The following is a 26,383-nucleotide window of genomic DNA, read 5'->3' as shown; positions in this document are numbered from 1 at the left end:
CCCAGTACTGTTCTGTCGCCCTGTTGCGCTACGGCAGGCGCTTGCACGCCTGTTTCATATAGGTCTGCATTTCCTGAATCAGAACCGTGCAAGCCTGGTGATTAGGTCTTTACGCCAGTTGTTCATATGCCCGGAGTCGGCCTTGTCAGAATGATCGGTTGTAGCAGTGTATTAATTTACGGTGTTGCGAAGGCGTGGATTTAATCAGTTCGAGGAGGTAGCTGTTTTCGTTCGGTTCTTACTCTGTATTCTCTTGATTAGTCGCAGTGGGGTGTAGGTAGGCAGCTTGGACTGGAGTGCCGACTCGAAGCAGTATTTTGGAGTGTTATCTGTTTGTGAGTAATGGGTTGCAATCGAATTTGATTGCTAGTGTATGAGATCTTGTTTTTTCAATGTAAATCAGTAGGTTGGAGTGGTTGCAGTGGCGTATGGGCTGCAAGTGTTGTTTCGGAACGTTGCGCCTTTGTCACCAAAGTATTTTGAGATTTTAGAGTGTGTCGGAGTGCATTAATTAGTGTCTGGCGGACAGCGTGTCTCTGTGCGAACTTAAGGAGGTGCCGATAAGTGCTGTTGCTCGTATGGAGTGGGAGTGCGATGTCTCGGGTTATTGCATGAGGACTTAGGTTGTATGAAATTATCAGGACCACCCGCTACTAATATCTCGCAAGAAAAGGAGTTTTCTGCTCGGGGGGGCATGAGTTCTGAGCAGTTGAGGCCGCCCTACACCCTTAATAATAAGAAAACGGTATTCACGACTGAGCAGGCAGGTAAACATATCACTCGCCGTGACTTCCGATTTCATGACCGTAATGGCGATCAGAAAATTGACCTGTCATTCCGGATTTCCAAGGGGTTCACATCGCAGCAGGCAGAACTGGCCAGGCAAGCATTGAAATCCTGGCAGGATGTCGCCAACGTGACGTTCACCGAAAATGCCAAGAATCTCGACGGTCACGTTGATATTGGTGATATGCCAGGAACCAATAACGGCGTGGCATCACTGCCTAACAAGTACTTGAGAAATACATTCGCTAACATCGGCACGGCAGATGCGGGCACACACCCTAAGCAGGGTGGTTATTTTCGCCAAGTACTGATTCATGAAACAGGTCATGCGATCGGGTTGGAGCATCCGGGTAAATACGATGGGTCTGGCACCTATGCAACGCACGCAGAATACGCCGGGGACACTCGAGCCCGCAGTGTGATGAGCTATTTCTCGGAAAGGAATCAGCCAGGTCATGATTTTAATTCGTTGCATCCCTCTGCACCGATGATGGATGACATTGCTGCGGCCCAGCGACTGTACGGAGCAAATACCAACACCCGTAATACCGATACGACCTATGGGTTCAACTCCAATACGAACCGTGACGCCCTGAGCTTGAAAACGGCCAATGACAATCCTGTCTTTTGTGTGTGGGACGGTGGCGGTAACGACACGCTGGATTTCTCCGGGTATTCGCAGAATCAGAAGATCAACCTCAATGCCGAGTCGTTTTCTGATGTGGGGGCATTGAAAGGCAATGTCTCCATTGCCAAGGGCGTTACCCTGGAGAACGCCGTGGGGGGCGCCGGGAACGACGCCTTGATAGGCAACCACGTTGCCAATCGCTTGACCGGTGGAGGCGGAGCCGACAGGTTGCAAGGCGGCGGGGGGGCAGACACGTTTGTATATGACCATACCAGCGATTCCACCCCGGATAACCCTGACGTTATCCTGGACTTCGAGAGCGGCGTGGACCGCTTGGATGTCTCTGCGCTTTTGAAAACTGCGAATATCAAGGCGCTGTTATTCGGTGAGCGTCTAAGCGGCCAACCTGGCCAAGCCGTGCTGAGCTACAACGAGGGCAGTGGAGAAGGTAGTTTGGCTTTGGACCTGACCGGAAATGGTAAAGCTGATGTATTGATAAAGAGTATTGGCCGGATGAATGCAGGTGATGTGTACCACGGCGTCAGCCCCTCGGTAGATCCTGAACCGGAAAAGCCGCAGCCGGATATGCGGCCTGAACCGGAAAAGCCAAAGCCAAAGCCAAAACCTAATTCACGTCCAGACTCATGTAAGCCAAAGCCTGAGCCACGCCCAGTCTCGTGTGATCCGAAACCTATTTCATGTGCGCCGACGCCAGCCTCATGCTCGATAGGTACTACCAGCGCACCGGGGTCGCAAGCTAATACATTTTCCATGAGGCCGGCATATGGCTTCAAGGCCGATGCTGATCAGCGTCGAGGAACATTGGTGTCCGCGTCTGATCAAGGGGCTTTTACAGCGCGTGCATGGGGCGGGTCAGTTCACGGGTAACAGAGAGCGGAATATATCTAAATGAGGCGCCCTCTCTGGCAGGTGTTTGTTGTTCTGTACATTCTGAAATGTAGCGCTGGAATGTGTCGGTCACCATTGGCTATAGGCAGTTTATTATTCTTGTGCATTCGTTAGTTGGGTGAGTGTAGGTAGTACTGTCGATTTATTTGAATCAGTCTTGATTTAGTTGCTGGCTGAAAGGCGGTCGCTCGCTCGATAGTTGGCGATTTAATAGTTCGTAAGTGTTGCGCTTGCGGAGCGTTGGGTTGTTGTTTTGTATAACTAACTAAGAAGGTGTGATGTATGGTTAATGTAAATCTACCTGGTTTGAACTCCTATGTACCTACAATGGATACGGCCCCTAAGCCATCACCCACGGCACCGTCGGGGGGTATGGCGATAATGAGCCAGTGGGTACTTCCAACAACACCCATCAAGGAAATGATCAACTGCTTTCGAAAGGGTCCAGATTGCTGAGTCTTTCTGCGCACTCGGCAGGTGGGCTTTCCAGTCTGCAACGGCTATATGGATCGAATATGAATTCGAACACATCTGGTTTGCTGCAGCCCGGTGAAACAAAAATCAGCAATAGGCTTTTCCTGAATATGGGGGGCGTGGATGGCAACGTTCTGACTGCTAATTGCCTGTCTATACCAAAGGGGGAGGAGACCAAACCGAAAGGGGAGCAGCCCAAGCCGGCTAGTGAGCAGACCAGGCCAACCGGCGATCGGCCTCAGCCATTCTGTGAGGAGACAGTGCCAAAAAGCGATCAGTGCGAGCCAGCCGGTGGTAAGCCCAAACCTGTCGGCTTTGACGCCAAAACAAAAGAGGACAAGACCAAGCCAACCGGAGTGGACACCAGCCCAACGGGTGCTAAGCCCAAGGTCGCTGGTGAGGAAACCCGACCACAAGGGGACAAGACCAAGCCGACCGGAGTGGACACCAGCCCAACGGGCGGTAAGCCCAAGGTCGCTGGTGAGGAAACCCGACCACAAGGGGACAAGACCAAGCCGACCGGAGTGGACACCAGTCCAACGGGTGCTAAGCCCAAGGCCGCTGGTGAGGAAACCCGACCACAAGGGGACAAGGCCAAGCCGACCGGAGTGGACACCAGTCCAACGGGTGCTAAGCCCAAGGCCGCTGGTGAGGAAACCCGACCACAAGGGGACAAGACCAAGCCAACCGGAGTGGACACCAGCCCAACAGGCGGTAAGCCCAAGGTCGCTGGTGGAGAGACCAATCCCAAAGGTGATCCTGCTAAGCCGCAGGGCGATCAGCCCCGTCCCTCAGTGGGGTTCAGGCCCATAGGTCCGGATTTGCCGGTCGACAAAACCAATGCCAAGCCCAAAGGTCCGGATTTGTCTGTTGACACGACCTATGTCAAGCCAAAAGCTCCCGAAGCACCGGTTGACACTATCTATGGGTTTAACTCCAACACCGGCAGGCCGGAAACGACCCTGACATCTGCTACGGATAAACCACAGTTCAATATCTGGGATAAGGAAGGGGTCGATACCTTTGATTTTTCCGGCTTCAAGCAAGACCAGATCATCGACCTGCGCAGTGGTGCGCTTTCCAGTGTGGGCGGCTTGAGGGAGAACGTCAGGATCGGTACCTCGACTGTGATCGAAAACGCAGTGGGTGGTAGTGGCAACGACCGAATCATTGGCAACAGTGCCGATAACGTGCTGATTGGTGGTGCAGGCGCCGATAATCTGGTTGGGGGCGGTGGTTGGAACACGTTCAAGTTCAACGCTTTTGCCGACTCTACCCGCACGCAAGCCGATTTGCTGTTGGACTTCAACACGGGTCAGGACAAGATTGATCTGTCGCAAATGGCCATTGATGGCAAGGTTGCATTTAACTTCGTTGAGGAATACACCGGGAAGACCGGCGATACCATTATCAAGTTTAACCCGCAAACAGGGCGTTACTTGTTGGCGATAGACTTGGATGGTGACGGCAAGACGGACTTCCTGATCAAGAGCACCCGCATGATCAGCCCGGAAGATGTCATCGGGTTGAACATAAGGGATGCTGGTTATCTGTAACGCTGTAATGGCGAGCTAGCAACTATCGCCTTTGGAGTAAGACAGGGCAGGACTTTTTCATATGATCAAGTCCTGCTTTTTTGTGCCTGTGAATACGTGATTACGTGTGCCCAACATTTCCTGATCTTGGTCACACCGCTCTCAGGCGGTGGCCGCCACGACCCCACGGGACGCCCCCAGGAATCGCAGCAATGCGATCAATGGAAAGGCGCTGCCCACCAGCATCACGCCCAGCCAACCGCCATGTTCATACACACTGCTGGCAATCGCCGAGCCGAACGCGCCGCCAATGAAGATGCTGGTCATGTACAACGCGTTGAGACGGCTGCGGCTATTGGCGTCAAGGGCATAGATGGCACGCTGGCCAAGCACCATGTTCATCTGCACGCAGAAGTCCAGGACCACGCCGGTGACCGCAAGGCCGATCACGCTGTACAGCGGGTGCACAAACGCCGGCAGGAAGCTCAATGCCCCGAACAGCATTGCCAGCAACGAGGCGCGATGGGTGTGGCCGGCATCGGCCAGGCGACCGGCGATGGGCGCGGCAATGGCGCCCAGTGCGCCGACCAGGGCGAACAGCGCGATTTCGCTTTGGCTAAGGCCATGGTTACGCGCCAGTTCCAGCGGCGCGGCGGTCCAGAACAGGCTGAAGGCAGCAAACATGCAGCCCTGGTAGAACGCCCGTTGGCGCAGCAGCGGCTGCCCACGCAGCAAGGTAGCCAGGGAGCGCAGCAATTGGCCGTAGCTGGCGCGGTGATCGGGTTGGCGCTTGGGAATGGTCAGCAGCAGGACCACGCTGATAAGCGCCATCAACGCAGCGGCAGCCATGAACATCGCACGCCAGCCGAAGTGGTCGGCGACGACGCTGGACACCGGTCGCGCCAGCAGAATGCCCAGCAGCAGGCCACCCATGATGCTGCCTACCACCCGACCGCGAGATTCGGCCGGGGCCAGGTGCGCGGCCAGCGGGATCAGGATTTGCACGGACACCGAGCTGAAACCGATCAGCAGCGACACCAGCAGGAACAGATTGGGTTGCTCGGTAAACGCAGCACCCAGCAGGCTGGCGATGGCCACCACCGTGGTGAAGATCATCAGCTTGCGGTTTTCCAACAAGTCGCCCAAAGGCACCAGGAAGAAGAGGCCGAGGGCGTAGCCGATTTGCGTCAGGGACACGATCAGGCTGGCCATTGCCGGTGTCAGGCCGATATCCGGGGCGATCAGTTCAATGATTGGTTGCGCGTAGTAGATGTTGGCAACGATGGCACCGCAGCAAAACGCAAACAGCATGACCATGCCCCGGGTCATGGTGCCTGTAGCGTGAGAGGTTGGGTTCATGGTGTTCTCATAAGGCGAAGGACGATGGGGTGAGAGAATAAAGACATGGGCCGGCAGTGAGTAGGCCGCTTGGCGTGATAACTGTCATGCCGCGAAATAATGACTCAATGCAAAACCCAATGTGGGAGGGGGCTTGCTCCCGATGGCGGTGTGTCAGTCAGCCTATGTCTTGGCTGACACACCGCCATCGGGAGCAAGCCCCCTCCCACATTTGTTACCGCATTTCTTCAGTTATTGACCACTGTAGATCTGGTCAAACACCCCGCCATCATTGAAGTGGGTCTTCTGCACCGTGCGCCAGTCGCCAAAGGTCTTCTCCACCGACAGGAAGTCCACCTTCGGGAAGCGGTCGGTGTACTTGGCCAACACCTTCGGGTCCCGTGGGCGCAGGTAATTGTTGGCCGCAATTTCCTGGCCTTCCGGCGACCACAGGTACTTCAGGTAGTCTTCCGCCGCGGTACGGGTGCCTTTCTTCTCGACCACTTTATCCACCACCGACACAGGCGGCTCGGCTTCGGCGGACACACTTGGGTAGACCACTTCGAACTGATCCCGTCCAAACTCACGGGCGATCATTTCTGCTTCGTTTTCGAAGGTCACCAGCACGTCGCCGATCTGGTTTGTCATGAACGTGGTGGTGGCGGCACGGCCACCGGTGTCCAGCACCGGCGCTTGTTTGAACAGCTTGCCGACGAAGGTCTTGGCTTTCTCTTCGTCGCCGCCGTTCTTGAGCACATAGCCCCAGGCCGACAGGTAGGTGTAGCGGCCGTTACCCGAGGTCTTCGGGTTGGGAACGATCACCTGCACGCCGTCCTTGAGCAAATCCGGCCAGTCTTTCAACGCCTTGGGGTTGTCCTTGCGCACGATGAACACGGTGGCGGAGGTGAAGGGTGCACTGTTGTTCGGCAGGCGCGTCACCCAGTTGTCCGGCACCAATTTGCCATTGTCGACCAGAGCATTGATGTCGGTGGCCATGTTCATGGTAATCACGTCAGCCGGCAGGCCGTCGATCACCGAGCGTGCCTGTTTGCTGGAACCGCCGAAGGACATCTGCAACGTCAGCTTGTCGTCAGGGTGCTCGGCTTCCCAATGCTTCTGGAAGGCAGCGTTGTAGTCCTTGTAGAAATCGCGCATCACGTCGTAGGAGACGTTGAGCAGGGTGGTCGCGGCCTGGGCGGAGCCCGCCAAGGCCAGGCTGGCGGCCAGAAGAGAGGCGCTGAGGATCTTTTTCACTGCTCATTCCTTGTTGTTGGAGAAGAGGGGAGGCAATTTGCCAGCGACTATAGCCGGGCCTGCATAGACCTATAAAGATTAAAACGACCTTTGGTTATTCCAGTTTATGAAAAAGGTTACTGCCACATCGCGAGCAAAAAGCCGCATTGGGCTCATGGCTGTTCTTCTTGCACGCCGGGCAGTCGGTTTGCAACTGTTCACCGCGCATGGCACTGGCCAGCTCTGCAGTAAAAATGCCCGTCGGCACCGCGATGATCGAATAACCGGTGATCATCACCAGCGACGAAATTACCTGGCCCAGCGGCGTCTTGGGCACGATATCGCCGAAGCCCACGGTGGTCAGGGTGACGATGGCCCAATAGATGCCCTTGGGAATACTGGTGAACCCATGTTCCGGGCCTTCGATCACGTACATCAGGGTGCCGAACACCGTCACCAGCGTGCACACGCTGACCAGGAACACCACGATCTTCTGCTTGCTGCCGCGCAGCGCCGCCATCAGGTAGTTGGCCTGCTTGAGGTACGGGCTGAGCTTGAGTACGCGGAAGATGCGCAGCATGCGAATGATGCGGATGATCAGCAGGTACTGCGCATCGCTGTAGTACAGGGCGAGGATGCCGGGGACGATGGCCAGCAAGTCCACCAGGCCGTAAAAGCTGAAGGCATAGCGCAGCGGCTTGGGCGAGCAATACAGGCGCAGGCCGTATTCGATGGCGAAGATCAGCGTGAAGCCCCACTCGATATAGGCCAGCACATCCGCGTAGTTCTGGTGGATTTCATCGATGCTGTCGAGCATCACGATCACCAGGCTGGCGAGGATGATCAGCAGCAGGATGCCGTCAAAGCGCCGCCCGGCGACGGTGTCGCTTTGGAAAACCATGATGTAGAGCCGCTGGCGCCAGTCGTTGTTACTGTCCATAAGTCCTGCCTGAAGCGAATATCGAGCAAGCCTAGGGGGATTCGAACGGACTGTCCATGTGGGGTTTGCGCAGCATTCGCTGGCCGGCGCGCACCAGCCAGCAGGCGAGGATAAACGGTGCGGTCAGCGCAGGCAGGTGCAGGGCGGCGAAACCTGGGGTGAGGATGATTGCCAGCAGGATGCCCAGCAGCGGCAACCACGGCTGGCGACATGACAAGCCCAGGACCAGGGCGACCAACGCTGGGTTATAGCTGTGCAGGCCGAGCAGGGCGCCAGTGGGGTCGTTCAGCCAAAGGCCGGCCAGCACGCCGAGGCTGGCACCGCTCAGTGCCCACAACGCGGCGCGGCGGTCGGCCAGCAGCAAGCCCGCGGCGATCAATATGCCTGCCATGGGTTGCTCCAACAGCATGATTTGTCCAAGACCGATAAATGGAGCGGCGAGAATAGAGAAGGTGCCGTGCTCGGTCAGCGCAAGGGCGCTTCCAGGTACGCACCCGAGCAGCAACCAGCCGAGGCCAACAAAGGGCGCGGTATAGGCGGGCAAGTCCTGGGGCTGGTTCGCGTGTGTCAACCATTGCCGGGTAAGGATCGCGCTCAAGCCCCCGCATGCCAGGATCAACGGTGGCACCAGCGCCGACCAGGCAAAGTGCTGGCTGATCAACAAGCCCAGCAGTACGCCGTTGTAGCTGTACAGTCCAGCCTGGCGCTCAGCCTTGGGATAGCCACGGCGCTGGGCCGTAAGCAACCCCGCGACCCCGCCCAGCAGCGCACCGCCGAGCAAGGCCGGGGCGCCGATCAGGATCGCCAGCAGGCACAGCAGGCCACACAGCGGGTGGCGTTGCAGGAAAATCTGGCTGAAGCCATTGAGCAGAGCTTCGGCCCAGTCAGGGCAGGTGTGGTTGTGCATTTTCGGTGAGTCAGTGGGACTTCAGTTGTGCCCATCGGGGGCAAGCCCCTCCCACAGGTTGAAATGCAGTCCAATGTGGGAGAGGGCTTGCCCCCGATGGGGCCCTTACAGACGCTAAATCAATGTCTCGATGCGCAACGAATTGGTCGACCCCGGCTGCCCAAACGGCACCCCCGCGGTAATCACCAAGGTATCCCCGCGTTGCGCCATACCCTGAGCCTGGGCGATTTCCAACGCGGTGGAACACACCTCATCCACCTGGCGCAGACGGTCATTGACCACCGAGTGCACGCCCCACGCCACGCTCAAGCGCCGCGCCGTGGACAGGTTCGGCGTGAGGTTGAGGATCGGTGCCACCGGCCGTTCCCGTGCGGCGCGCAAGCTGGAACTGCCCGACTCGCTGTAGTTCACCAGCACCGCCACCGGCAGGATGCTGCTGATGCGCCGGATCGCACAGCTGATGGCGTCCGACACCGTGGCATCCGCCTTGGGCCGGCTGACGTCCAGTTGCGCCTGGTAGTCCGGGCCGTTTTCCACCTGGCGGATGATCTTGCTCATCATCTGCACGGCTTCCAGCGGATAATCGCCCGACGCGGTTTCCGCCGACAGCATCACCGCGTCCGCACCCTCGGCCACGGCGTTGGCGACATCGGTGACTTCGGCACGGGTCGGCGCCGGGGAGAAACGCATGGACTCAAGCATCTGCGTGGCCACCACCACCGGCTTGCCCAATTGACGACACGTGCTGATGATGTCTTTCTGGATCTGCGGCACGCTTTCGGCCGGTACTTCCACGCCCAGGTCGCCTCTGGCTACCATGATCGCATCGCTCAGCTCGGCAATTTCCTGCAGGCGCTGCACGGCCGAGGGCTTCTCGATCTTGGCCATCAGGAACGCCTTGTCGCCAATCAGCTCGCGGGCCTCGCGGATGTCTTCCGGGCGCTGTACAAACGACAGTGCCACCCAGTCCACGCCCAGTTCCAGGCCGAAGCTCAAGTCGCGGCGATCTTTGGCGGTGAGCGGGCTGAGTTCCAACAAAGCTTGTGGGACGTTTACGCCTTTGCGGTCGGACAGCTCGCCGCCATTGAGCACCGTGGTGTCGATGGCGTCGGCATGCTTGGTAATCACGCGCAGGCGCAGCTTGCCGTCATCGAGCAGCAAGTCCATGCCCGGTTCAAGGGCTGCGATGATTTCCGGATGGGGCAAGTTGACGCGGCGCTGGTCGCCGGGCGTCGGGTCCAGGTCCAGGCGCAGGGCCTGGCCGCGAATCAACTGCACCTTGCCCTCGGCAAAACGCCCGACCCGCAGCTTTGGTCCTTGCAGGTCCATGAGGATGCCCAGTGGGTAGTTCAACTGGCGCTCTACCTGGCGAATCCACTGGTAGCGCTGGGCATGGTCGGCGTGTTCGCCGTGACTGAAGTTGAGACGGAAGATATTCACCCCGGCCTGCACCAGCTCAAGGATGTCATCGATACTGTCGGTGGCCGGGCCCAGGGTGGCGAGGATCTTGACCTTCTTATCAGGCGTCATGTTTGGCAGTCTCAAGGATCAGGATGGCACGGAAGTCGTTGACGTTGGTACGGGTCGGCTCGGTGACGATCAAGTCGCCCAGGGCGGCGAAATAGCCGTAGCCGTTGTTGTTGTCCAACTCGTCGCTGGCCGACAGGCCCAAGGCCTCTGCGCGGGCGTAGCTGCTGGGGGTCATGATGGCGCCCGCGTTGTCTTCCGAGCCGTCGATGCCATCGGTGTCGCCGGCCAGGGCGTACACGCCGGGCAGGCCCTTGAGGCTGTCGGTGAGGCTGAGCAGGAATTCCGCATTGCGCCCGCCTCGGCCATCGCCGCGCACGGTGACGGTGGTCTCGCCGCCGGACAGGATCACACAGGGCGCCGCCAATGGCTGGCCGTGCTGGACGATCTGCCGGGCGATACCGGCATGTACCTTGGCCACCTCCCGCGCTTCACCTTCCAGGTCGCCGAGGATCAGCGGGCTGAACCCGGCCTGACGTACTTTCACGGCTACCGCTTCCAGGGATTGCTGGGGGCGGGCGATCAATTGGAAGTGGCTGCGGGCAAGTACCGGGTCGCCGGGCTTGACCGTTTCCGAGTCGGGGTTTTGCAGCCAGATGCGCACCGAGGCGGGGGCGTCGATGCCGTAGCGCTTGAGAATCCCCAGGGCCTGCTGCGAGGTGCTGGGGTCGCCGACGGTAGGGCCGGAGGCGATCACCGTTGCCTGATCGCCCGGCACATCGGAAATCGCGTAGGTGTATACGGTGGCCGGCCAGGCCGCCTTGGCCAAGCGCCCGCCCTTGATCGCCGAGAGGTGTTTGCGCACGCAATTCATCTCGCCGATGGTGGCGCCGGATTTGAGCAGGGCTTTATTGATGGCTTGCTTGTCGGCCAGGCTGATGCCTTCGGCCGGCAGGGCCAGCAATGCGGAGCCACCGCCGGAAAGCAGGAAGATCACGCGGTCGTCTTCGGTCAGGTGGCTGATCAACTCCAGCACGCGCTGGGCCACGGCCAGGCCGGCAGCGTCGGGGACCGGGTGGGCCGCTTCGACCACCTCGATTTTCTGGCACGGCGCGCCGTGGCCGTAGCGGGTGACCACCAGGCCCGACACTTCGCCCTGCCAGCAATTTTCCACGACCAGGGCCATGGCGGCCGCGGCCTTGCCGGCGCCGATCACGATTACCCGGCCACTGCGGTCGGCGGGGAGGTAAGGTTCAAGGGCTTGCCGGGGATGGGCGGCGTCGATGGCTGTGGCAAACAGCTCGCGAAGCAGGTGTTGCGGATCGACCGACATAAGCGGGCTCCCGGATTCTTGTTATTAGCATTGGGACTTGGAACGCAATCAAAATGTGGGAGGGGGCTTGCTCCCGATAGCGGTGCATCAGTCGACATAGTGGTTGAATGACAGATTGCTATCGGGAGCAAGCCCCCTCCCACACTGGATTACATTCCAAGATGGGTTATTTATCGCGAATCGAGAAATTGGCCATATGCTCCAGACCCTTGATCAGCGCCGAGTGGTCCCAGTTACCGCCGCCAATGGCCGTGCAGGTGCTGAACACTTGCTGGGTGCCGGCGGTATTCGGCAGGTTGATCCCCAGTTCCTTGGCGCCGGCCAAGGCCAGGTTCAGGTCCTTCTGGTGCAGGTTGATGCGAAAGCCCGGGTCGAAAGTCCCCTTGATCATGCGTTCGCCATGCACTTCCAGGATCTTCGACGACGCAAAGCCGCCCATCAGCGCTTCCCGCACCTTGGCCGGGTCGGCGCCGTTCTTGGAGGCGAAAAGCAGCGCTTCGGCCACCGCCTGGATGTTCAGTGCAACGATGATCTGGTTGGCGACCTTGGCGGTCTGGCCATCGCCGTTACCGCCCACGAGGGTGATGTTCTTGCCCATGGCCTGGAACAGCGGCAATGCACGTTCGAAGGTCTGCGGTTCGCCACCGATCATGATGCTCAAGGTGCCGGCCTTGGCGCCGACTTCACCGCCGGACACCGGTGCGTCCAGATACTGCGCGCCGGTCTCGTTGATCTTCGCCGCGAACGCCTTGGTGGCGGTGGGGGAGATCGAACTCATGTCGATCACCACTTTGTTCGGCGACAGGCCGGCGGCCACGCCGTCGGCGCGCAACAGCACGTCTTCGACCTGTGGGGTGTCCGGCACCATGACGATGATGAATTCGGCTTCTTGCGCGACTTGCTGCGGGTTGGCCAGGGCGATGGCGCCAGCGTCGATCAGCGCTTGCGGGGCCTTGCCGTGATGCTCGGAGAGAAACAGTTGGTGCCCTGCTTTCTGCAGGTTGGCGGCCATAGGCTGGCCCATGATGCCGGTGCCGATAAATCCGATTTTAGCCATGATCAAAATCCTCTTTTTTATTCGGTAGGCAGACTTGTTGAGGTCTGCCAGACACATCAGGTCCAATGTGGGAGGGGGCTTGCTCCCGATAGCGGTGCATCAGTCGACACACCTGTTGAATGAAAGATTGCTATCGGGAGCAAGCCCCCTCCCACAGGGGTTAGGCGGTGTGTGTTAGAGCGCGTTATGGGTCTTGAGCCAGCCCAAACCTGCTTCGGTGGTGGTCAAGGGCTTGTACTCACAGCCAACCCAACCCGTGTAGCCAATGCGGTCCAGATGCTCGAACAGGAAGCGATAGTTGATCTCCCCAGTCCCCGGCTCATTGCGCCCCGGGTTGTCCGCCAGCTGGATATGGTTGATCTGCCCCAGGTGCGCCGCCATGGTCCGTGCCAGGTCGCCTTCCATGATTTGCATGTGATAGATGTCGTATTGCAGGAACAGGTTGTCACTGCCCACCTGCTCGCGAATCGACAGGGCCTGGGCCGTGTTATTCAGGTAGAAGCCCGGGATGTCACGGGTGTTGATCATCTCCATCACCAGCTTGATGCCCGCTGCTTGCAGCTTGTCGGCGGCGTACTTGAGATTGGCGACAAAGGTCTTTTCCAGGGTTTCGTCGTCCACGCCCTGTGGACGGATACCCGCCAGGCAGTTGATCTGGGTGTTACCCAGTACCTGGGCGTAGGCGATAGCCAGCTTGACCCCGGCACGGAACTCCTCGACCCGGTCCGGGTGACAGGCCAGGCCACGCTCGCCCTTGGCCCAGTCGCCGGCCGGCAAGTTGAACAGCACTTGGCTCAGGCCGTTGGCATCGAGCTGCGCCTTGATCTCGGCGGAGCTGAACTCATACGGGAACAGGTATTCCACACCTTCGAAGCCGGCGTCGGCGGCTGCCTTGAAGCGAGCAAGGAAGTCCTGTTCGGTGAACAGCATGGACAGGTTGGCGGCAAAGCGCGGCATAGGGTTCTCCTTAATCGAGCAGGGAAATGGCGGTCGGCGCATCGTTGCCGACCAGGGCCAGGTCTTCGAATTCATTGACGGCGTTGATTTCGGTGCCCATGGAAATATTGGTCACCCGTTCCAGAATAATCTCAACGATCACCGGCACCTTGAATTCTTCGATCATTTCCTGGGCGCGGCGCAGGGCCGGCTGGATCTGCCCTGGCTCGAACACGCGCAGGGCCTTGCAACCCAGGCCCTCGGCGACGGCCACATGGTCGACGCCATAGCCGTTGAGCTCCGGGGCATTGAGGTTGTCGAAGGACAGCTGCACGCAATAGTCCATTTCAAATCCGCGCTGGGCCTGGCGGATCAGCCCCAGGTACGAGTTGTTTACCACTACGTGGATGTACGGCAGCTTGAATTGCGCGCCCACCGCCAGTTCTTCGATCATGAACTGGAAGTCATAGTCGCCCGACAACGCCACTACCTTGCGGCTCGGGTCGGCCTTGACCACGCCCAGCGCCGCGGGAATGGTCCAGCCCAACGGGCCGGCCTGGCCGCAGTTGATCCAGTGGCGTGGCTTGTAGACATGCAGGAATTGCGCGCCGGCAATCTGCGACAGGCCGATGGTGCTGACGTAGCAGGTGTCTTTGCCGAACACCTGGTTCATCTCTTCGTACACCCGTTGCGGCTTGACCGGCACGTTGTCGAAGTGGGTCTTGCGGTGCAGGGTGGCTTTGCGCTGCTGGCAGTCATGCAACCAGGCGCTGCGGTCCTTGAGCTTGCCGGCGGCTTTCCATTCGCGGGCCACTTCGATAAACATCGTCAGTGCGCTGCCGGCATCGGAAACGATGCCCAGGTCCGGGGTGAACACGCGGCCAATCTGCGTCGGCTCGATGTCGACGTGGATGAATTTGCGCCCTTCGGTGTAGACCTCCACCGAACCGGTGTGGCGGTTGGCCCAGCGGTTGCCGATACCCAGCACCACGTCCGACTTGAGCATCGTCGCGTTGCCATAACGGTGGGAAGTTTGCAGGCCGACCATACCCACCATCAGCGGGTGATCGTCGGGAATGGTACCCCAGCCCATCAGGGTCGGGATCACTGGGATGCCAGTCAATTCAGCGAACTCCACCAGCAACTCACTGGCGTCGGCGTTGATCACGCCACCGCCACTGACCAGCAATGGGCGCTCAGCCTGGTCGAGCAGGGCCAGGGCTTTTTCGACCTGGATACGCGTGGCCAACGGCTTGGCCAGGGGCAGCGGTTGGTAGGCATCGATATCGAACTCGATCTCGGCCATTTGCACGTCGAATGGCAAGTCGATCAGCACCGGACCTGGACGGCCGGAGCGCATTTCATAAAAGGCTTTCTGGAACGCGTAGGGCACTTGGCCTGGTTCCAGCACGGTGGTCGCCCACTTGGTCACCGGCTTGACGATGCTGGTGATGTCCACGGCCTGGAAGTCTTCCTTGTGCATGCGAGCGCGGGGGGCTTGCCCGGTGATGCACAGGATCGGGATCGAATCGGCCGAGGCGCTGTACAAGCCGGTGACCATGTCGGTGCCCGCTGGCCCAGAGGTGCCGATGCACACGCCGATATTACCGGCCTTGGTGCGGGTGTAGCCCTCGGCCATGTGCGAGGCGCCTTCAACATGGCGAGCAAGGACGTGATCGATGCCGCCCACCTTCTGCAAGGCCGAATACAGCGGGTTGATCGCAGCGCCTGGGATACCGAAGGCGGTATCCACACCTTCACGGCGCATCACCAGGACGGCGGCTTCGATTGCTCTCATTTTGCTCATGATTTTGGTGCCTCTTGCGTTTTGTAATTGTATACAATTGGTGTCGGTACAAAGTGTATTCACGGCGGGCTGCGCAGGTCAATGCATTTTATGAACGGGCCTATGCGTCTATCGGAATGGCTTTTTTCGACGTACGGAGACTTTGTTTGAAAATATTGTATACAAAAATAAACATCATTGTGTTCTATTTGTTTAATCGAGCATCTGATCAAACAGAACTCCACCGCTTTCCAATAACAAAAGAAGGACGGCACCATGAGCGCTTTAACCTTGAAACTCGCCACCCAATTGGCCGGCCAGGCCATCGCCGCAGGCCGCACGATTTCTGCAGCGCCGCTGACCATTGCAGTACTCGACAGCGGAGGGCACTTGATCACCTTGCAACGCGAAGACGGCGCTAGCCTGCTGCGCCCGCAAATCGCCATCGGCAAGGCCTGGGGGGCCATAGCTCTGGGTAAGGGTTCACGTTTGCTGGCGCTGGACGCGCAGCAGCGCCCGGCATTTATCGCGGCGTTGAACAGCCTGGGGCAGGGCAGCGTGGTGCCGGCGCCGGGTGGGGTGTTGATACGGGATCAGTCGGGATTGGTGTTGGGAGCGATTGGAATCACCGGGGATACGTCGGATATTGATGAGCAGTGTGCGATCACGGCGATTGAGGGATTGGGGTTAATGGCGGATGCGGGGGTGTCTGCCTGATCCTGTGTGACTGTTAGGGCCAATCGGGGGCAAACCCCCTCCCACAATTTGACAGCGTTCACATCAAAAAATGTGGAAGGGGGCTTGCCCCCGATTGGTACAGACACTGCGGTCTATCAGTCCGGTTCACACCCCTTGAGCACCAACCGGATAATCGTCTGCGCCGCCGCCTCATAATCGGCTTCATCCAACTTGGCTTTGCCGGTCACGGCCGAGATCTGCCAGTCAAAGTCCGCATAGGTCTGGGTCGCCGCCCAGATGCTGAACATCAGGTGATTAGGGTCGATAGCCGCAATCAACCCACGATCCACCCAGTTCTGAATGCAATCGATATTGTGCTTGGCCTGGGCGTTGAGCTGTTCAACCTGCTCGGTGCTCAAGTGCGGGGCGCCGTGCATGATTTCGCTGGCAAACACCTTGGAGGCAAATGGCAGGTCACGGGAAATGCGGATTTTCGAGCGGATGTAGTTGCTCAGCACTTCCTTGGGCTCGCCGTCGGGGTTGAACGGCGTGGAGGCGGCCAGGATCGGCTCGATAATGCTTTCGAGCACCTCGCGGTAGAGGTTGTCCTTGGACTTGAAGTAGTAATAGACGTTGGGCTTGGGCAGCCCGGCCTTGGCGGCGATGTCGCTGGTCTTGGTCGCGGCGAAGCCCTTGTCGGCAAACTCCTCGCTTGCCGCCCGCAGGATTTTTTCTTTGTTGCGCTCGCGAATGCTGCTCATAAACCAGAGGTTTCCTTGCCATGACAGGCGGTTGCGCATGGTAGCACCGGCCATCCGCGGGCCTCAACAATCTGCCCATAACGCCTTGCGCCGCGCTATGCTCGCCCGATCTCCCCCTTACGGATACTTGATTCATGGCAGGAAGCAGCTTATTGGTGTTGATCGACGATATCGCCGCGGTACTCGATGACGTCGCCCTGATGACAAAAATGGCGGCGAAGAAGACCGCCGGTGTGCTGGGTGACGACCTGGCGCTCAATGCCCAGCAGGTCTCCGGGGTGCGCGCCGAGCGGGAAATCCCGGTGGTGTGGGCGGTGGCCAAGGGCTCGTTTATCAACAAGTTGATCCTGGTGCCTACCGCGCTGTTGATCAGCGCCTTCGCGCCCTGGGCGGTGACGCCATTGTTGATGCTCGGTGGTGCCTACCTGTGTTTCGAAGGCTTCGAGAAACTGGCGCATAAATTCCTGCACAGCAAGGCCGAGGACCAGGCCGAGCACGCGCAATTGGTCGAAGCCGTGGCCGACCCGGCCACCGACCTGGTGGCCTTTGAAAAGGACAAGATCAAAGGCGCGATCCGCACCGACTTTATCCTCTCTGCAGAAATCATCGCCATCACCCTGGGCGCCGTGGCCGACGCACCGTTGATGCAGCAGGTGGTGGTGCTGTCGGGCATTGCGATCGTCATGACCGTGGGTGTGTATGGGCTGGTGGCGGGTATCGTCAAGCTTGACGACCTGGGGCTGTGGTTGACCCAGAAGCCGGGCCAGGTGGCACGCCGTATCGGCGGTGCCATTTTGCGCGCCGCGCCGTACATGATGAAAAGCCTGTCGGTGATCGGCACGGCGGCGATGTTCATGGTCGGTGGCGGCATCCTGACCCATGGCGTGCCGGCGGTGCATCACTGGATTGAATCGGTAAGCCAGAGTACGGGGGCGCTGGCGTGGTTGATGCCGACGTTGCTGAATGCGGTGGCGGGGATTATTGCCGGGGCCGCTGTGTTGGCGTTGGTCAGTGTGGTTGGCAAAAGCTGGAAAGCAATCAGGGCTTGACCTTGCGGACACAAAAAAGGCCATTCAATCGAATGGCCTTTTTTATGACGCTTGGTTTACTCGGCAATCTGCAACTTACGCGACTCCGTATAGATATACCGCACCTTCTCATACTCGAACGGCGAGTTCATCTGACCATAGCGGAAGCTGGTCTGGTAGCGCTTGTCTACCGCGCGCAGGGCCCAGATTTCCGGGTGGTTGGAGCTGACTTCGGAGACGTTGAGGAAGTTGATCTGCGACTCTGCGCTGTAATCCACCAGCAGGCCGGTGGTGTCGCGCAGGTTCGACGGGCCAAAGATCGGCAGGACCACGTAGGCGCCGCCGGGTACGCCGTAGAAGCCCAGGGTCTGGCCGAAGTCTTCACTCTGGCGCGGCAGGCCCATGGCGGTGGCCGGGTCCCACAGGCCGGCGATGCCGATGGTGGTGTTGACCAGCAGGCGCCCGGTGGTTTCCAGGGAGCGGTGGCCCTTGAGTTGCAGCAGGCTGTTCAACAGGTTGGGCACGTCGCCCAGATTGTTGAAGAAATTGCTCACGCCGGTGCGCAGGAAGCTTGGCGTGACATAGCGGTAACCGTCGACTACCGGCAGGAACACCCACTGATCGAAGCGGTAGTTGAAGTGGTACACGCGGCGGTTCCACGACTCCAGCGGGTCATACACGTTGAGGGCGGTCAGCGAGGAGCGTTCGAACTCGCGCTGGTCCAGGCCGGGGTTGAACTTGAGTTTGGTCAGCGGCTCCTTGAAACCGTCGGCACCGACCTTGACCGGTTCATGGGCCTTGCTGTTGTCGGCATTGGCCACGCCTGCGCACATCAGTGCGGCAAGCAGCAGAAGATATTTAGCCACGGAAGAACTCCAGCATGGCGTCGGCGTTGACGCGGTAATTGAGGTTGCCGCAGTGGCCGCCCAGCGGGTAGACGGTCAAGCGATCGCCGAAGGTTTTACGCAGGAAACCCAGGTCGCCCGGGCCGAGGATCACGTCGTCGGCGTTGTGCATCACGGCGATTTTCGGGCTGTCGCGCAGGTAGTCCTTGAGAGCGTACAGGCTGACTTGGTCAACCAGCTGCAGCAGGCTGCCGCCGTCGGAACGGGCGCGCCACATCGGGATCACTTGTTCGGTGAGGTAGCAGTCGAAGTCGCATTGCAGGGCACGCTTGAGGAACGGCGTGAGGCTGGTGCCTTCGGTGATCGGGTATTTAGGCGGGATGATCAGGCCGCGGCGGTTGATCAGGTCCGAGGTAAAGGCGATGTCGGCCGCCGAGAAGCGGAACGAGGTGCCGATCAACATGGCCATCTGTTCGTTGCTCAGGTGCTGTTTGGACTGTTGGAAGTCATACAGCAGCGCGTCGTTGAGGTCGATGTAGCCTTTTTGCTGGAAGTAGCGGGTCAGCTTGCTTAACACCAGTTCATAGAAGGTGGTGGTGTTGTTGATGCCCTTGACCTCGGTCTGTACCAGCTTGTCGAGGTTGGTGATCGAGGTGTAGAGATTGACCGGCGGGTTGAGCAGCAGCACTTTCTTGAAGTTGAAGGTGCGGCGTGTCTCGTCGAGCTTGCTGACGAACGCTGCATCCAGCGCGCCCAGGCTATAGCCGGTGAGGTAGAAGTCGGTGACCGGCAGCGAGGCGTTCTGCGCGCGCACGGCTTGCATCACGCGGTACATGTCTTCGGCGTCTTCCTGGGTGATACCCGGGGTGGCGAAGCGCGAGGCGGCGCTGATGAAGTCGAAGCTGGTGGGCGATGACAACTGCACCACATGGTAGCCGGCCTGGTAATACAGCTTCTTCAGGTATTCGTTGATGCTGCTGTCAAACCGCGCACCGGTGCCGGCGATCAGGAAGATCAGCGGTGCGGCGCGGTCCTGCTTGGCGATGCGGTAGGTGAGTTTCTTCACCGCCCAGAAGTTGTCGGGCAGGCTGAACTCGCGCTCGGGGCGCATATTCAGGGTGTAGTCGGATTGATTGATCTCGTCATCGGTCGGCAAGGTTGGCCGAAGATCGGGAGGCGTGGTGGCGATGGTCGCTTCGAACGGGTTGGTCAAAGGGTAGCCATAGCTGGCCTGGTCGATATCGACGGCCAGTGCTGACGCACTCAAAAATAGGCTGCCCAGCAAGGCAGCGCAGCGCAAGGAACGGAGCATGACTTAATCCCTAAGAGGAAACGTGCTGAATGAAGTTCGCAGGCTATGACCACCGCGTTGCCACCGAAGTGCCAGCCTGCGGCACGAAAAGTCGGAAAAAGCGTCGGAATCGGGGGTAATAGTTGGCAGACGATACACTTTGCCAGGCTATGTTGAACAGATATCTGCGCGAACACCTTGCTAACGGCCGCGGTGGGATTAAGCTGAGCGCCGTTTTTGCCTATCGGAGTGCCCCATGTCCCGCCGCTTGCCGTTGATTTTGCTGCTTATTGCCCTGCCGTTGTGGCTGGGCGCCAGTTATGCCGCACGTTACGGGTTTATGGAAGATGGGCAGTGGGTCGGCATCTGCGCTGATGAGGCCAGCCGCTGGGAGTGCCAGGTGCGTGCCAACCTGGGGTTGATGATTCACTTCAAGGTGCTGGGCTGGGCGGCGTTGATCACGTCGGTGCTGGCGTTTTTCGTGCCGGGGCGTGCGGGGTGGGCTTTGGCGGTGCTGGGGATGGTGTTCGGGTTACCGGCGCTGGCGTTGTACAACACCACGTTTGCGGTGTTCGCGGTGGTGATTGCGGGGTTGCGGTTGGTCAGGAAGCCTCGGGGCGCCTGATGTGGCCAATCGGGAGCAGGCCCCCTCCCACAATTGATTGGGTTCACATATTTCTATTTGTGAATACGGTCAAGTGTGGGAGGGGGCTTGCTCCCGATGCCAGTGTTAAGCCTTGCGCACCCGCAAGCAACGCCACAAAGCTGCAACCATCAGCACGCTGACCACTGCCCAACCCCAGGCCTGCTGATTCAATAGCCCTTCGCGGTACAACTGCGGCGCAACGCCGGTACCGATAATGAAGGCCAGCAACGCAATCTCCCGACGCGGCCCGGTTACCGGGCGCACCAGGTACACCAGGGCCGGCAGCACCAGCGCCGCGCTCGGGAAGCTGCGGTAACGCGGGTCAAACACCAGCGCCAGCATCATTACCGCCCCCGCAAACCCGGCAATCGCCACCAGCCAACCGGCGCGTTGCTCCAGCCAGTCGAACGCTCGCGCGCGCCAGCCGTCGCGGGCGCTGAGGGCCAGGGCGGTGTGGGCCAGCACCAGCAGGTTCAATACCACCAGCAAACCGGCCCATACCCACTCATCGTTGAAGCGTGCGGTGACACGGGTCAGTTCGGCCCAGGTGCCAATGGAGCAGGCTGCAACGGCGCCCAGCAAGGGCAGCATCAGCGCCGAGCGCGGGCTGCGCACACGGCCACCGAGCACCAGGGTGCCGAGCAGGATGAGCCCGCCGACGCCCAGCCACAGCGGCCAGTACGGCACATTGGTCACGGGGCCGGCGAGGATGGCTTTGTCCTGCCGGTCTGCATCGAACAGTCCCCAGTAACCGCCGACGGCACCTTCACTCGCACGTTTCCACGGTTGGTCAAAGGCTTCGATCAGGTTGTAGCGCCAGCCATTGGCTTCGGCCATGGCCACGAAGCCACGCATGAACTTGGCCTCATTGACCCGGCTTGGCACGGCGGTTTCGCGCTGGCGGCCTTCGCTGGGCCAGCCGGTTTCGCCGATCACGATGTCCTTGGGCGCGAACTGGTGGCCGAAGGTCTGGCGCACATCGCCCACGTGCTTGAGCGCCTGGTCGATGCCGGACGGGTCATCTTCCCAGTACGGCAGCAGGTGAATGGTGAGGAAATCCACCGCCGGGGCGATTTCCGGGTGTTGCAGCCAGAACTCCCAGACATCGGCATAGGTGACCGGCTGTTTGATCTGGCTTTTGACTGTTTGAATCAGCGCCACCAATTGCTTGGCGGTCACTTCCTTGCGCAACAGGGCTTCGTTGCCGACGATCACTGAGGTGACGATGTCAGGATTGGCGTTGGCAGCAGCGATCAGCTCGTTGATTTCTTTCTCGGTCGCCACTGGATCGCTGCTGACCCAGGCCCCGGCCATCACCTTCAACCCATGCTTGCGCGCCAGGTCCGGCAAGGACTCCAGGCCCGTCATTGAGTAGGTGCGAATGCATTCAAAGCGTGTGGCAAGCAGCGCCAGGTCGGCGTCCATACGCTCGGGGCGCAGCTTGAACGGCTGGTCGAAGGGCGATTGGTCCTTGTCGAACGGCGTATAGGAGGCACATTGCATCTTGTGGCTGGCGCTGGCGACGTCCGGCAACACCACCGGCCGGCCGAGGCCGTACCAATAGCCGACAAGAGCAAGCAGGCCGAGGGTCAAGGCAAGGAAATAGGGCAGGGCAGGGAAGCGGGCAGTCGCGGGCATGGTCAGCTTATCTGGGGGAGCAAAGGCGCGCATCTTACCCGCAATTGACTCCTTTCAGTGGAGCTGCATGATTTTGACATGCAAAGTTCGGGCGGGATTCTGGCGTCAATTTGTAGGAAGTCTCCTGCTGGCTATGTGATGTCGTTTCTTGCTCAGCCGAGGTCGCTGGCAGAGCAGGTCCATGGACCCGGCAGGTTGATTATCGAAGGGTCAGAACTCCACTGATGTCTTGGGCAACCGGATCGATGCGCGTGAAGGAGGCGCGGTGCACCCTATAACAACAGTTTGACGTCGCTCGGCATCCGTCGGGCGCAGCACTTTCGGGGAAGTACTATGAAGATGCGACGACTCTTGGGCGCAGCTGCCACGTTGGTAGTTGCGATGGGCTCCACACTGGCCAGCGCCGACAGCAAGACCCTGAGCCTCGGCTACGTGGACGGTTGGTCCGACAGCGTGGCTACCACCCATGTGGCGGCAGAAGTTATCAGGGAAAAACTTGGCTACGACGTGAAGCTGCAAGCCGTCGCCACCGGGATCATGTGGCAGGGCGTCGCCACCGGCAAACTCGATGCCATGCTCTCCGCCTGGCTACCCGTGACCCACGGCGAATACTGGGCCAAGAACAAAGACAAGGTGGTCGACTACGGCCCCAACTTCAAGGATGCGAAGATCGGCCTGATCGTACCGGAGTACGTCAAGGCCAAATCCATTGAAGACCTCAAGACCGATACCACCTTCAAGAACAAGATCGTCGGCATCGACGCCGGTTCAGGCGTAATGCTCAAGACCGACGAAGCTATCAAGCAATATGGCCTGGACTACAAGCTGCAAGCCAGCTCGGGCGCGGCGATGATCGCCGAACTGACCCGTGCCGAAGACAAGCAGGACTCCATTGCCGTGACCGGTTGGGTGCCGCACTGGATGTTTGCCAAGTGGAAACTGCGTTTCCTGGACGACCCTAAAGGGATTTATGGTGCTGCTGAAACCGTCAACAGCATCGGCAGCAAGGGCCTGGAGAAAAAAGCACCGGAAGTGGCGGCTTTCCTGAAGAAATTCCAGTGGGCCTCCAAGGATGAGATTGGCGAAGTCATGCTCGCGATCCAGGAAGGCGCCAAGCCTGATGCGGCGGCCAAGGATTGGGTGGCCAAGCACCCTGAGCGCGTCGCTGAGTGGACCGCTAAATAACCCTCACTTTTGATGCAATACCCTGTGGGAGGGGGCTTGCTCCCGATTGCGATTGTTCAGTCAGAGCACTGTTGACTGACCCGCCGCCATCGGGAGCAAGCCCCCTCCCACATTGATTTCATCCTCCCTCAAATGTTTCTGTGTCCCCGCAAACTCTCGCTACACTCGATCTACTACTAAGGTCGTCTGGAACCCTTTCCACAGCCGCATACAGTGGATACGTTCCAATAATAAAAAAGCTGTGCTGCGAGGATAAAAACAATGAACGACAGCATTTACCTCTCGATTCAAAACAGCCCGCGTTTCAAGGAGCTGGTCAGGAAAAGGGAAAGGTTCGCCTGGATTCTCTCGGCGATCATGCTAGGGCTTTACTCCGGTTTCATCCTGTTGATCGCCTACGGGCCGCAAGTACTGGGGGCCAAGCTCAGCCCCGGTTCATCCATCACCTGGGGCATCCCTATCGGGGTCGGGCTGATTGTTTCGGCCTTCATCCTCACCGCTATCTATGTGCGACGCGCCAACGGCGAATTCGACGACCTGAACAATGCGATTCTCAAGGAGGCTGCGCAATGATCCGTCGTCTATTGGCTGTATTCGGCGCTTGCGTCTTTGCGCCCGCCGTTTGGGCGGCAGATGCGTTGACCGGTGAAGTGCATAAGCAACCGCTGAATATCGCAGCGATCCTGATGTTCGTGGCCTTTGTCGGCGCGACGTTGTGCATCACCTACTGGGCGTCCAAGCGCAACAAGTCGGCGGCCGACTACTATGCGGCAGGCGTCAAGATCACCGGCTTCCAGAACGGCCTGGCGATTGCCGGCGACTACATGTCGGCGGCGTCCTTTTTGGGTATTTCCGCGCTGGTATTTACCTCTGGCTACGACGGCCTGATCTACTCGATCGGCTTCCTGGTGGGCTGGCCGATCATTCTGTTCCTAATCGCCGAGCGTCTGCGTAACCTGGGCAAGTACACCTTTGCCGACGTGGCGTCCTATCGCCTCGGGCAAACCCAGATCCGCAGCCTCTCGGCCTGTGGCTCGTTGGTGGTGGTGGCGTTCTACCTGATCGCGCAGATGGTCGGCGCGGGCAAGCTGATCCAGCTGCTGTTCGGCCTGGACTACCACGTGGCGGTGATCCTGGTCGGCATCCTGATGTGCTTGTACGTGTTGTTCGGCGGCATGCTGGCGACCACCTGGGTGCAGATCATCAAGGCGGTGCTGTTGCTGTCCGGTGCCTCGTTCATGGCACTGATGGTAATGAAGCATGTCAACTTCGACTTCAACATGCTTTTCTCCGAGGCGATCAAGGTTCACCCTAAAGGTGAAGCGATCATGAGCCCGGGCGGCCTGGTGAAAGACCCGATCTCGGCATTCTCCCTGGGCCTGGCCCTGATGTTCGGTACTGCCGGCCTGCCGCACATCCTGATGCGTTTCTTTACTGTGAGCGACGCCAAGGAAGCGCGTAAGAGCGTGCTGTACGCTACGGGCTTCATCGGCTACTTCTATATCCTGACCTTTATCATCGGCTTCGGCGCTATCCTGCTGGTCAGCACCAATCCGGCGTTCAAGGATGCGGCAGGCGCCTTGCTCGGCGGTAACAACATGGCGGCGGTGCACCTGGCCAACGCGGTGGGTGGCAGCATCTTCCTGGGCTTTATCTCGGCCGTGGCCTTCGCCACCATCCTCGCGGTGGTCGCCGGCTTGACCCTGGCCGGTGCCTCGGCGGTATCCCATGACCTGTACGCCAGCGTGATCAAGAAGGGCAAGGCTAACGAGAAGGATGAGATTCGCGTGTCGAAGATCACCACCATCGCCCTGGCGGTGCTGGCTATCGGCCTGGGTATCCTGTTCGAAAGCCAGAACATTGCGTTCATGGTCGGCCTGGCGTTCTCGATTGCCGCCAGCTGTAACTTCCCGGTGCTGCTGCTTTCCATGTACTGGAAAAATCTCACCACCCGTGGCGCCATGATCGGCGGCTGGCTGGGCTTGATCAGTGCTGTGGGCCTGATGATCCTCGGCCCGACCATCTGGGTCTCGATCCTGCACCATGAAAAAGCCATCTTCCCGTACGAGTACCCGGCGCTGTTCTCGATGATCATTGCGTTCATCGGCATCTGGTTCTTCTCCATCACCGACAAGTCGGCGGCGGCAGAGAAAGAGCGTGCGCTGTACTTCCCGCAGTTTGTGCGTTCGCAGACTGGCCTGGGGGCGAGCGGGGCGGTTAACCACTAAGGTTATAGCTGGATAGAAAAATGCCCCGGTCGAAAGGCTGGGGTATTTTTTTGCCTGAAGATTTGTGTTGGGTGGGTTGGCCTCATCGGGAGCAAGCCCCCTCCCACACTGGATTGGGTTCGCAGATTTCAACTTGTGAACACAGTCAAATGTGGGAGTCCCCACCACATCTTCGATGTGACGCTGTCGCGCAGCAAACCAGGGAGCTTGCTCCCGTGGCGGCCTGACAGCCGAGCAGGATGTTAGTTTTCGTCGTGGGTACATATCCGTTCCCCACCACTCGGCACCTCGCCCAGGCTCGGTTTACCCCCCAAATCCCTGTCGAATTCCGGCCAGCGTGGTTTAACGGGGCGCCTGAGATCAAAAACACAGCGAGGCGGCCTTATAGCCGACCTGATCGTTGAAGCGTGCGCGTACCCCTGTGGGAGCGGGCTTGCCCGCGAAGGTCGTTAACGATGACGCGGGAAACCAGACAGAACGCGGCGTTCTCAGGTTTTTCGCGAGCAAGCTCGCTCCTACAGTAAAGCAGACGCGCCGCCAGCGTATCTGCGATGCGCAGCGAGTCGCTCTTGATCTTGCTTTTGATTTTAGGCGCCCCGTTAAACCACGCTGGCCGAACGCAGGCTTGAAGCCGTGGGCAACCCGGCAGGACGCCGGGTTAGCCGTCCTGGGCCAAGGATGGCCCATGACGGCGGCCCACGGTTTCAAGCCGGAGAGAGGGCACACCGAGCCTGGGCGAGGTGCCGAGTGGTGG

At 59.3% G+C, this 26,383-nt stretch carries 21 protein-coding genes and 1 pseudogene; 9 read left to right on the top strand and 13 right to left on the bottom strand.

Features of this window, described 5'->3' with window-relative positions; genetic code table 11:
* The first annotated feature begins 628 nt into the window (after positions 1-628).
* Entirely contained in the window at positions 629-2,302 is a 1,674-nt protein-coding gene (locus BLU48_RS16540; protein ID WP_082636622.1) for a M10 family metallopeptidase C-terminal domain-containing protein, read from the top strand.
* A 536-nt stretch (positions 2,303-2,838) separates the two neighbouring features.
* Positions 2,839-4,353, top strand: coding sequence for a M10 family metallopeptidase C-terminal domain-containing protein (locus BLU48_RS16535; protein ID WP_083348201.1), 1,515 nt, complete (start codon positions 2,839-2,841; stop codon positions 4,351-4,353).
* A gap of 141 nt (positions 4,354-4,494) precedes the next feature.
* On the opposite strand, the gene BLU48_RS16530 is transcribed toward BLU48_RS16535, so the two are convergent.
* The 9 genes from BLU48_RS16530 to gcl form a co-directional block, all read right to left on the bottom strand.
* Positions 4,495-5,691, bottom strand: a complete 1,197-nt coding sequence (locus BLU48_RS16530) for an MFS transporter (RefSeq protein ID WP_057022214.1) — start codon at positions 5,689-5,691, stop codon at positions 4,495-4,497.
* 231 nt (positions 5,692-5,922) lie between these two features.
* The gene (locus BLU48_RS16525) at positions 5,923-6,924 is read right to left on the bottom strand and encodes a sulfate ABC transporter substrate-binding protein (RefSeq protein ID WP_057022215.1); all 1,002 of its coding nucleotides are present in this window, start codon (positions 6,922-6,924) and stop codon (positions 5,923-5,925) included.
* 94 nt (positions 6,925-7,018) lie between these two features.
* A complete protein-coding gene (locus BLU48_RS16520) occupies positions 7,019-7,843 on the bottom strand; it encodes an ion transporter (protein ID WP_046069102.1) in 825 nt (274 codons plus the stop codon).
* Positions 7,844-7,874: 31 nt separating this feature from the next.
* Positions 7,875-8,750, bottom strand: coding sequence for an urea transporter (locus BLU48_RS16515; RefSeq protein WP_057022216.1), 876 nt, complete (start codon positions 8,748-8,750; stop codon positions 7,875-7,877).
* 114 nt (positions 8,751-8,864) lie between these two features.
* A complete protein-coding gene (gene pyk / locus BLU48_RS16510) occupies positions 8,865-10,280 on the bottom strand; it encodes a pyruvate kinase (protein ID WP_057022217.1) in 1,416 nt (471 codons plus the stop codon).
* Positions 10,270-11,550, bottom strand: a complete 1,281-nt coding sequence (locus tag BLU48_RS16505) for a glycerate kinase type-2 family protein (RefSeq protein WP_057022218.1) — start codon at positions 11,548-11,550, stop codon at positions 10,270-10,272. The genes pyk and BLU48_RS16505 overlap by 11 nt, the downstream gene beginning before the upstream one ends.
* Positions 11,551-11,716: 166 nt before the next feature.
* Positions 11,717-12,607, bottom strand: coding sequence for a 2-hydroxy-3-oxopropionate reductase (locus tag BLU48_RS16500; RefSeq protein ID WP_057014114.1), 891 nt, complete (start codon positions 12,605-12,607; stop codon positions 11,717-11,719).
* Between the two features lie 174 nt (positions 12,608-12,781).
* Positions 12,782-13,564: a hydroxypyruvate isomerase gene (gene hyi / locus BLU48_RS16495; RefSeq protein ID WP_057022219.1), complete on the bottom strand. Its 783-nt coding sequence runs from the start codon at positions 13,562-13,564 to the stop codon at positions 12,782-12,784.
* A gap of 10 nt (positions 13,565-13,574) precedes the next feature.
* Positions 13,575-15,350, bottom strand: coding sequence for a glyoxylate carboligase (gene gcl / locus BLU48_RS16490; protein ID WP_034118907.1), 1,776 nt, complete (start codon positions 15,348-15,350; stop codon positions 13,575-13,577).
* A gap of 255 nt (positions 15,351-15,605) precedes the next feature.
* Between gcl and BLU48_RS16485 the strand changes: the two genes are divergently transcribed.
* Positions 15,606-16,046: a GlcG/HbpS family heme-binding protein gene (locus BLU48_RS16485; RefSeq protein ID WP_057022220.1), complete on the top strand. Its 441-nt coding sequence runs from the start codon at positions 15,606-15,608 to the stop codon at positions 16,044-16,046.
* Between the two features lie 116 nt (positions 16,047-16,162).
* Here the strand turns inward: BLU48_RS16485 and BLU48_RS16480 are convergent, their stop codons facing one another.
* The gene (locus BLU48_RS16480) at positions 16,163-16,768 is read right to left on the bottom strand and encodes a TetR/AcrR family transcriptional regulator (RefSeq protein ID WP_057014127.1); all 606 of its coding nucleotides are present in this window, start codon (positions 16,766-16,768) and stop codon (positions 16,163-16,165) included.
* A gap of 134 nt (positions 16,769-16,902) precedes the next feature.
* Between BLU48_RS16480 and BLU48_RS16475 the strand changes: the two genes are divergently transcribed.
* A complete protein-coding gene (locus BLU48_RS16475) occupies positions 16,903-17,817 on the top strand; it encodes a DUF808 domain-containing protein (RefSeq protein ID WP_057022221.1) in 915 nt (304 codons plus the stop codon).
* A gap of 56 nt (positions 17,818-17,873) precedes the next feature.
* Here BLU48_RS16475 and BLU48_RS16470 read toward each other — a convergent pair whose 3' ends face one another.
* On the bottom strand, positions 17,874-18,662 hold the full coding sequence (locus BLU48_RS16470) for an MlaA family lipoprotein (RefSeq protein ID WP_057022222.1): 789 nt from the start codon (positions 18,660-18,662) through the stop codon (positions 17,874-17,876).
* Positions 18,655-19,953, bottom strand: coding sequence for a serine/threonine protein kinase (locus BLU48_RS16465; protein WP_057014107.1), 1,299 nt, complete (start codon positions 19,951-19,953; stop codon positions 18,655-18,657). The genes BLU48_RS16470 and BLU48_RS16465 overlap by 8 nt, the downstream gene beginning before the upstream one ends.
* A 235-nt stretch (positions 19,954-20,188) precedes the next feature.
* Between BLU48_RS16465 and BLU48_RS16460 the strand changes: the two genes are divergently transcribed.
* Positions 20,189-20,557 (top strand): hypothetical protein, encoded by a 369-nt coding sequence (locus BLU48_RS16460; protein ID WP_057022223.1) that lies wholly within the window; start codon positions 20,189-20,191, stop codon positions 20,555-20,557.
* 105 nt (positions 20,558-20,662) lie between these two features.
* Here BLU48_RS16460 and BLU48_RS16455 read toward each other — a convergent pair whose 3' ends face one another.
* On the bottom strand, positions 20,663-22,216 hold the full coding sequence (locus BLU48_RS16455; RefSeq protein ID WP_057022247.1) for a glycoside hydrolase family 17 protein: 1,554 nt from the start codon (positions 22,214-22,216) through the stop codon (positions 20,663-20,665).
* 333 nt (positions 22,217-22,549) lie between these two features.
* Between BLU48_RS16455 and BLU48_RS16450 the strand changes: the two genes are divergently transcribed.
* From BLU48_RS16450 to BLU48_RS32325, 4 genes and pseudogenes are all read left to right on the top strand, one after another.
* Positions 22,550-23,401: a glycine betaine ABC transporter substrate-binding protein gene (locus BLU48_RS16450; RefSeq protein ID WP_046069092.1), complete on the top strand. Its 852-nt coding sequence runs from the start codon at positions 22,550-22,552 to the stop codon at positions 23,399-23,401.
* A 261-nt stretch (positions 23,402-23,662) separates the two neighbouring features.
* Positions 23,663-23,974, top strand: a complete 312-nt coding sequence (locus BLU48_RS16445; RefSeq protein ID WP_057022224.1) for a DUF485 domain-containing protein — start codon at positions 23,663-23,665, stop codon at positions 23,972-23,974.
* Complete coding sequence (locus tag BLU48_RS16440) at positions 23,971-25,629, top strand: cation acetate symporter (protein WP_057022225.1); 1,659 nt, start codon at positions 23,971-23,973, stop codon at positions 25,627-25,629. Before BLU48_RS16445 ends, BLU48_RS16440 begins: the two co-directional genes overlap by 4 nt.
* A gap of 400 nt (positions 25,630-26,029) precedes the next feature.
* Positions 26,030-26,152, top strand: a pseudogene (locus tag BLU48_RS32325) (outer membrane lipoprotein carrier protein LolA); the annotation flags it as partial.
* Positions 26,153-26,383 lie beyond the last annotated feature (231 nt).

This window comes from Pseudomonas synxantha (assembly GCF_900105675.1).
GTDB lineage: Bacteria > Pseudomonadota > Gammaproteobacteria > Pseudomonadales > Pseudomonadaceae > Aquipseudomonas > Aquipseudomonas synxantha.
Note: the sequence above shows the minus strand (reverse complement) of the source record. Positions and strands in the feature narration are given on the sequence as shown.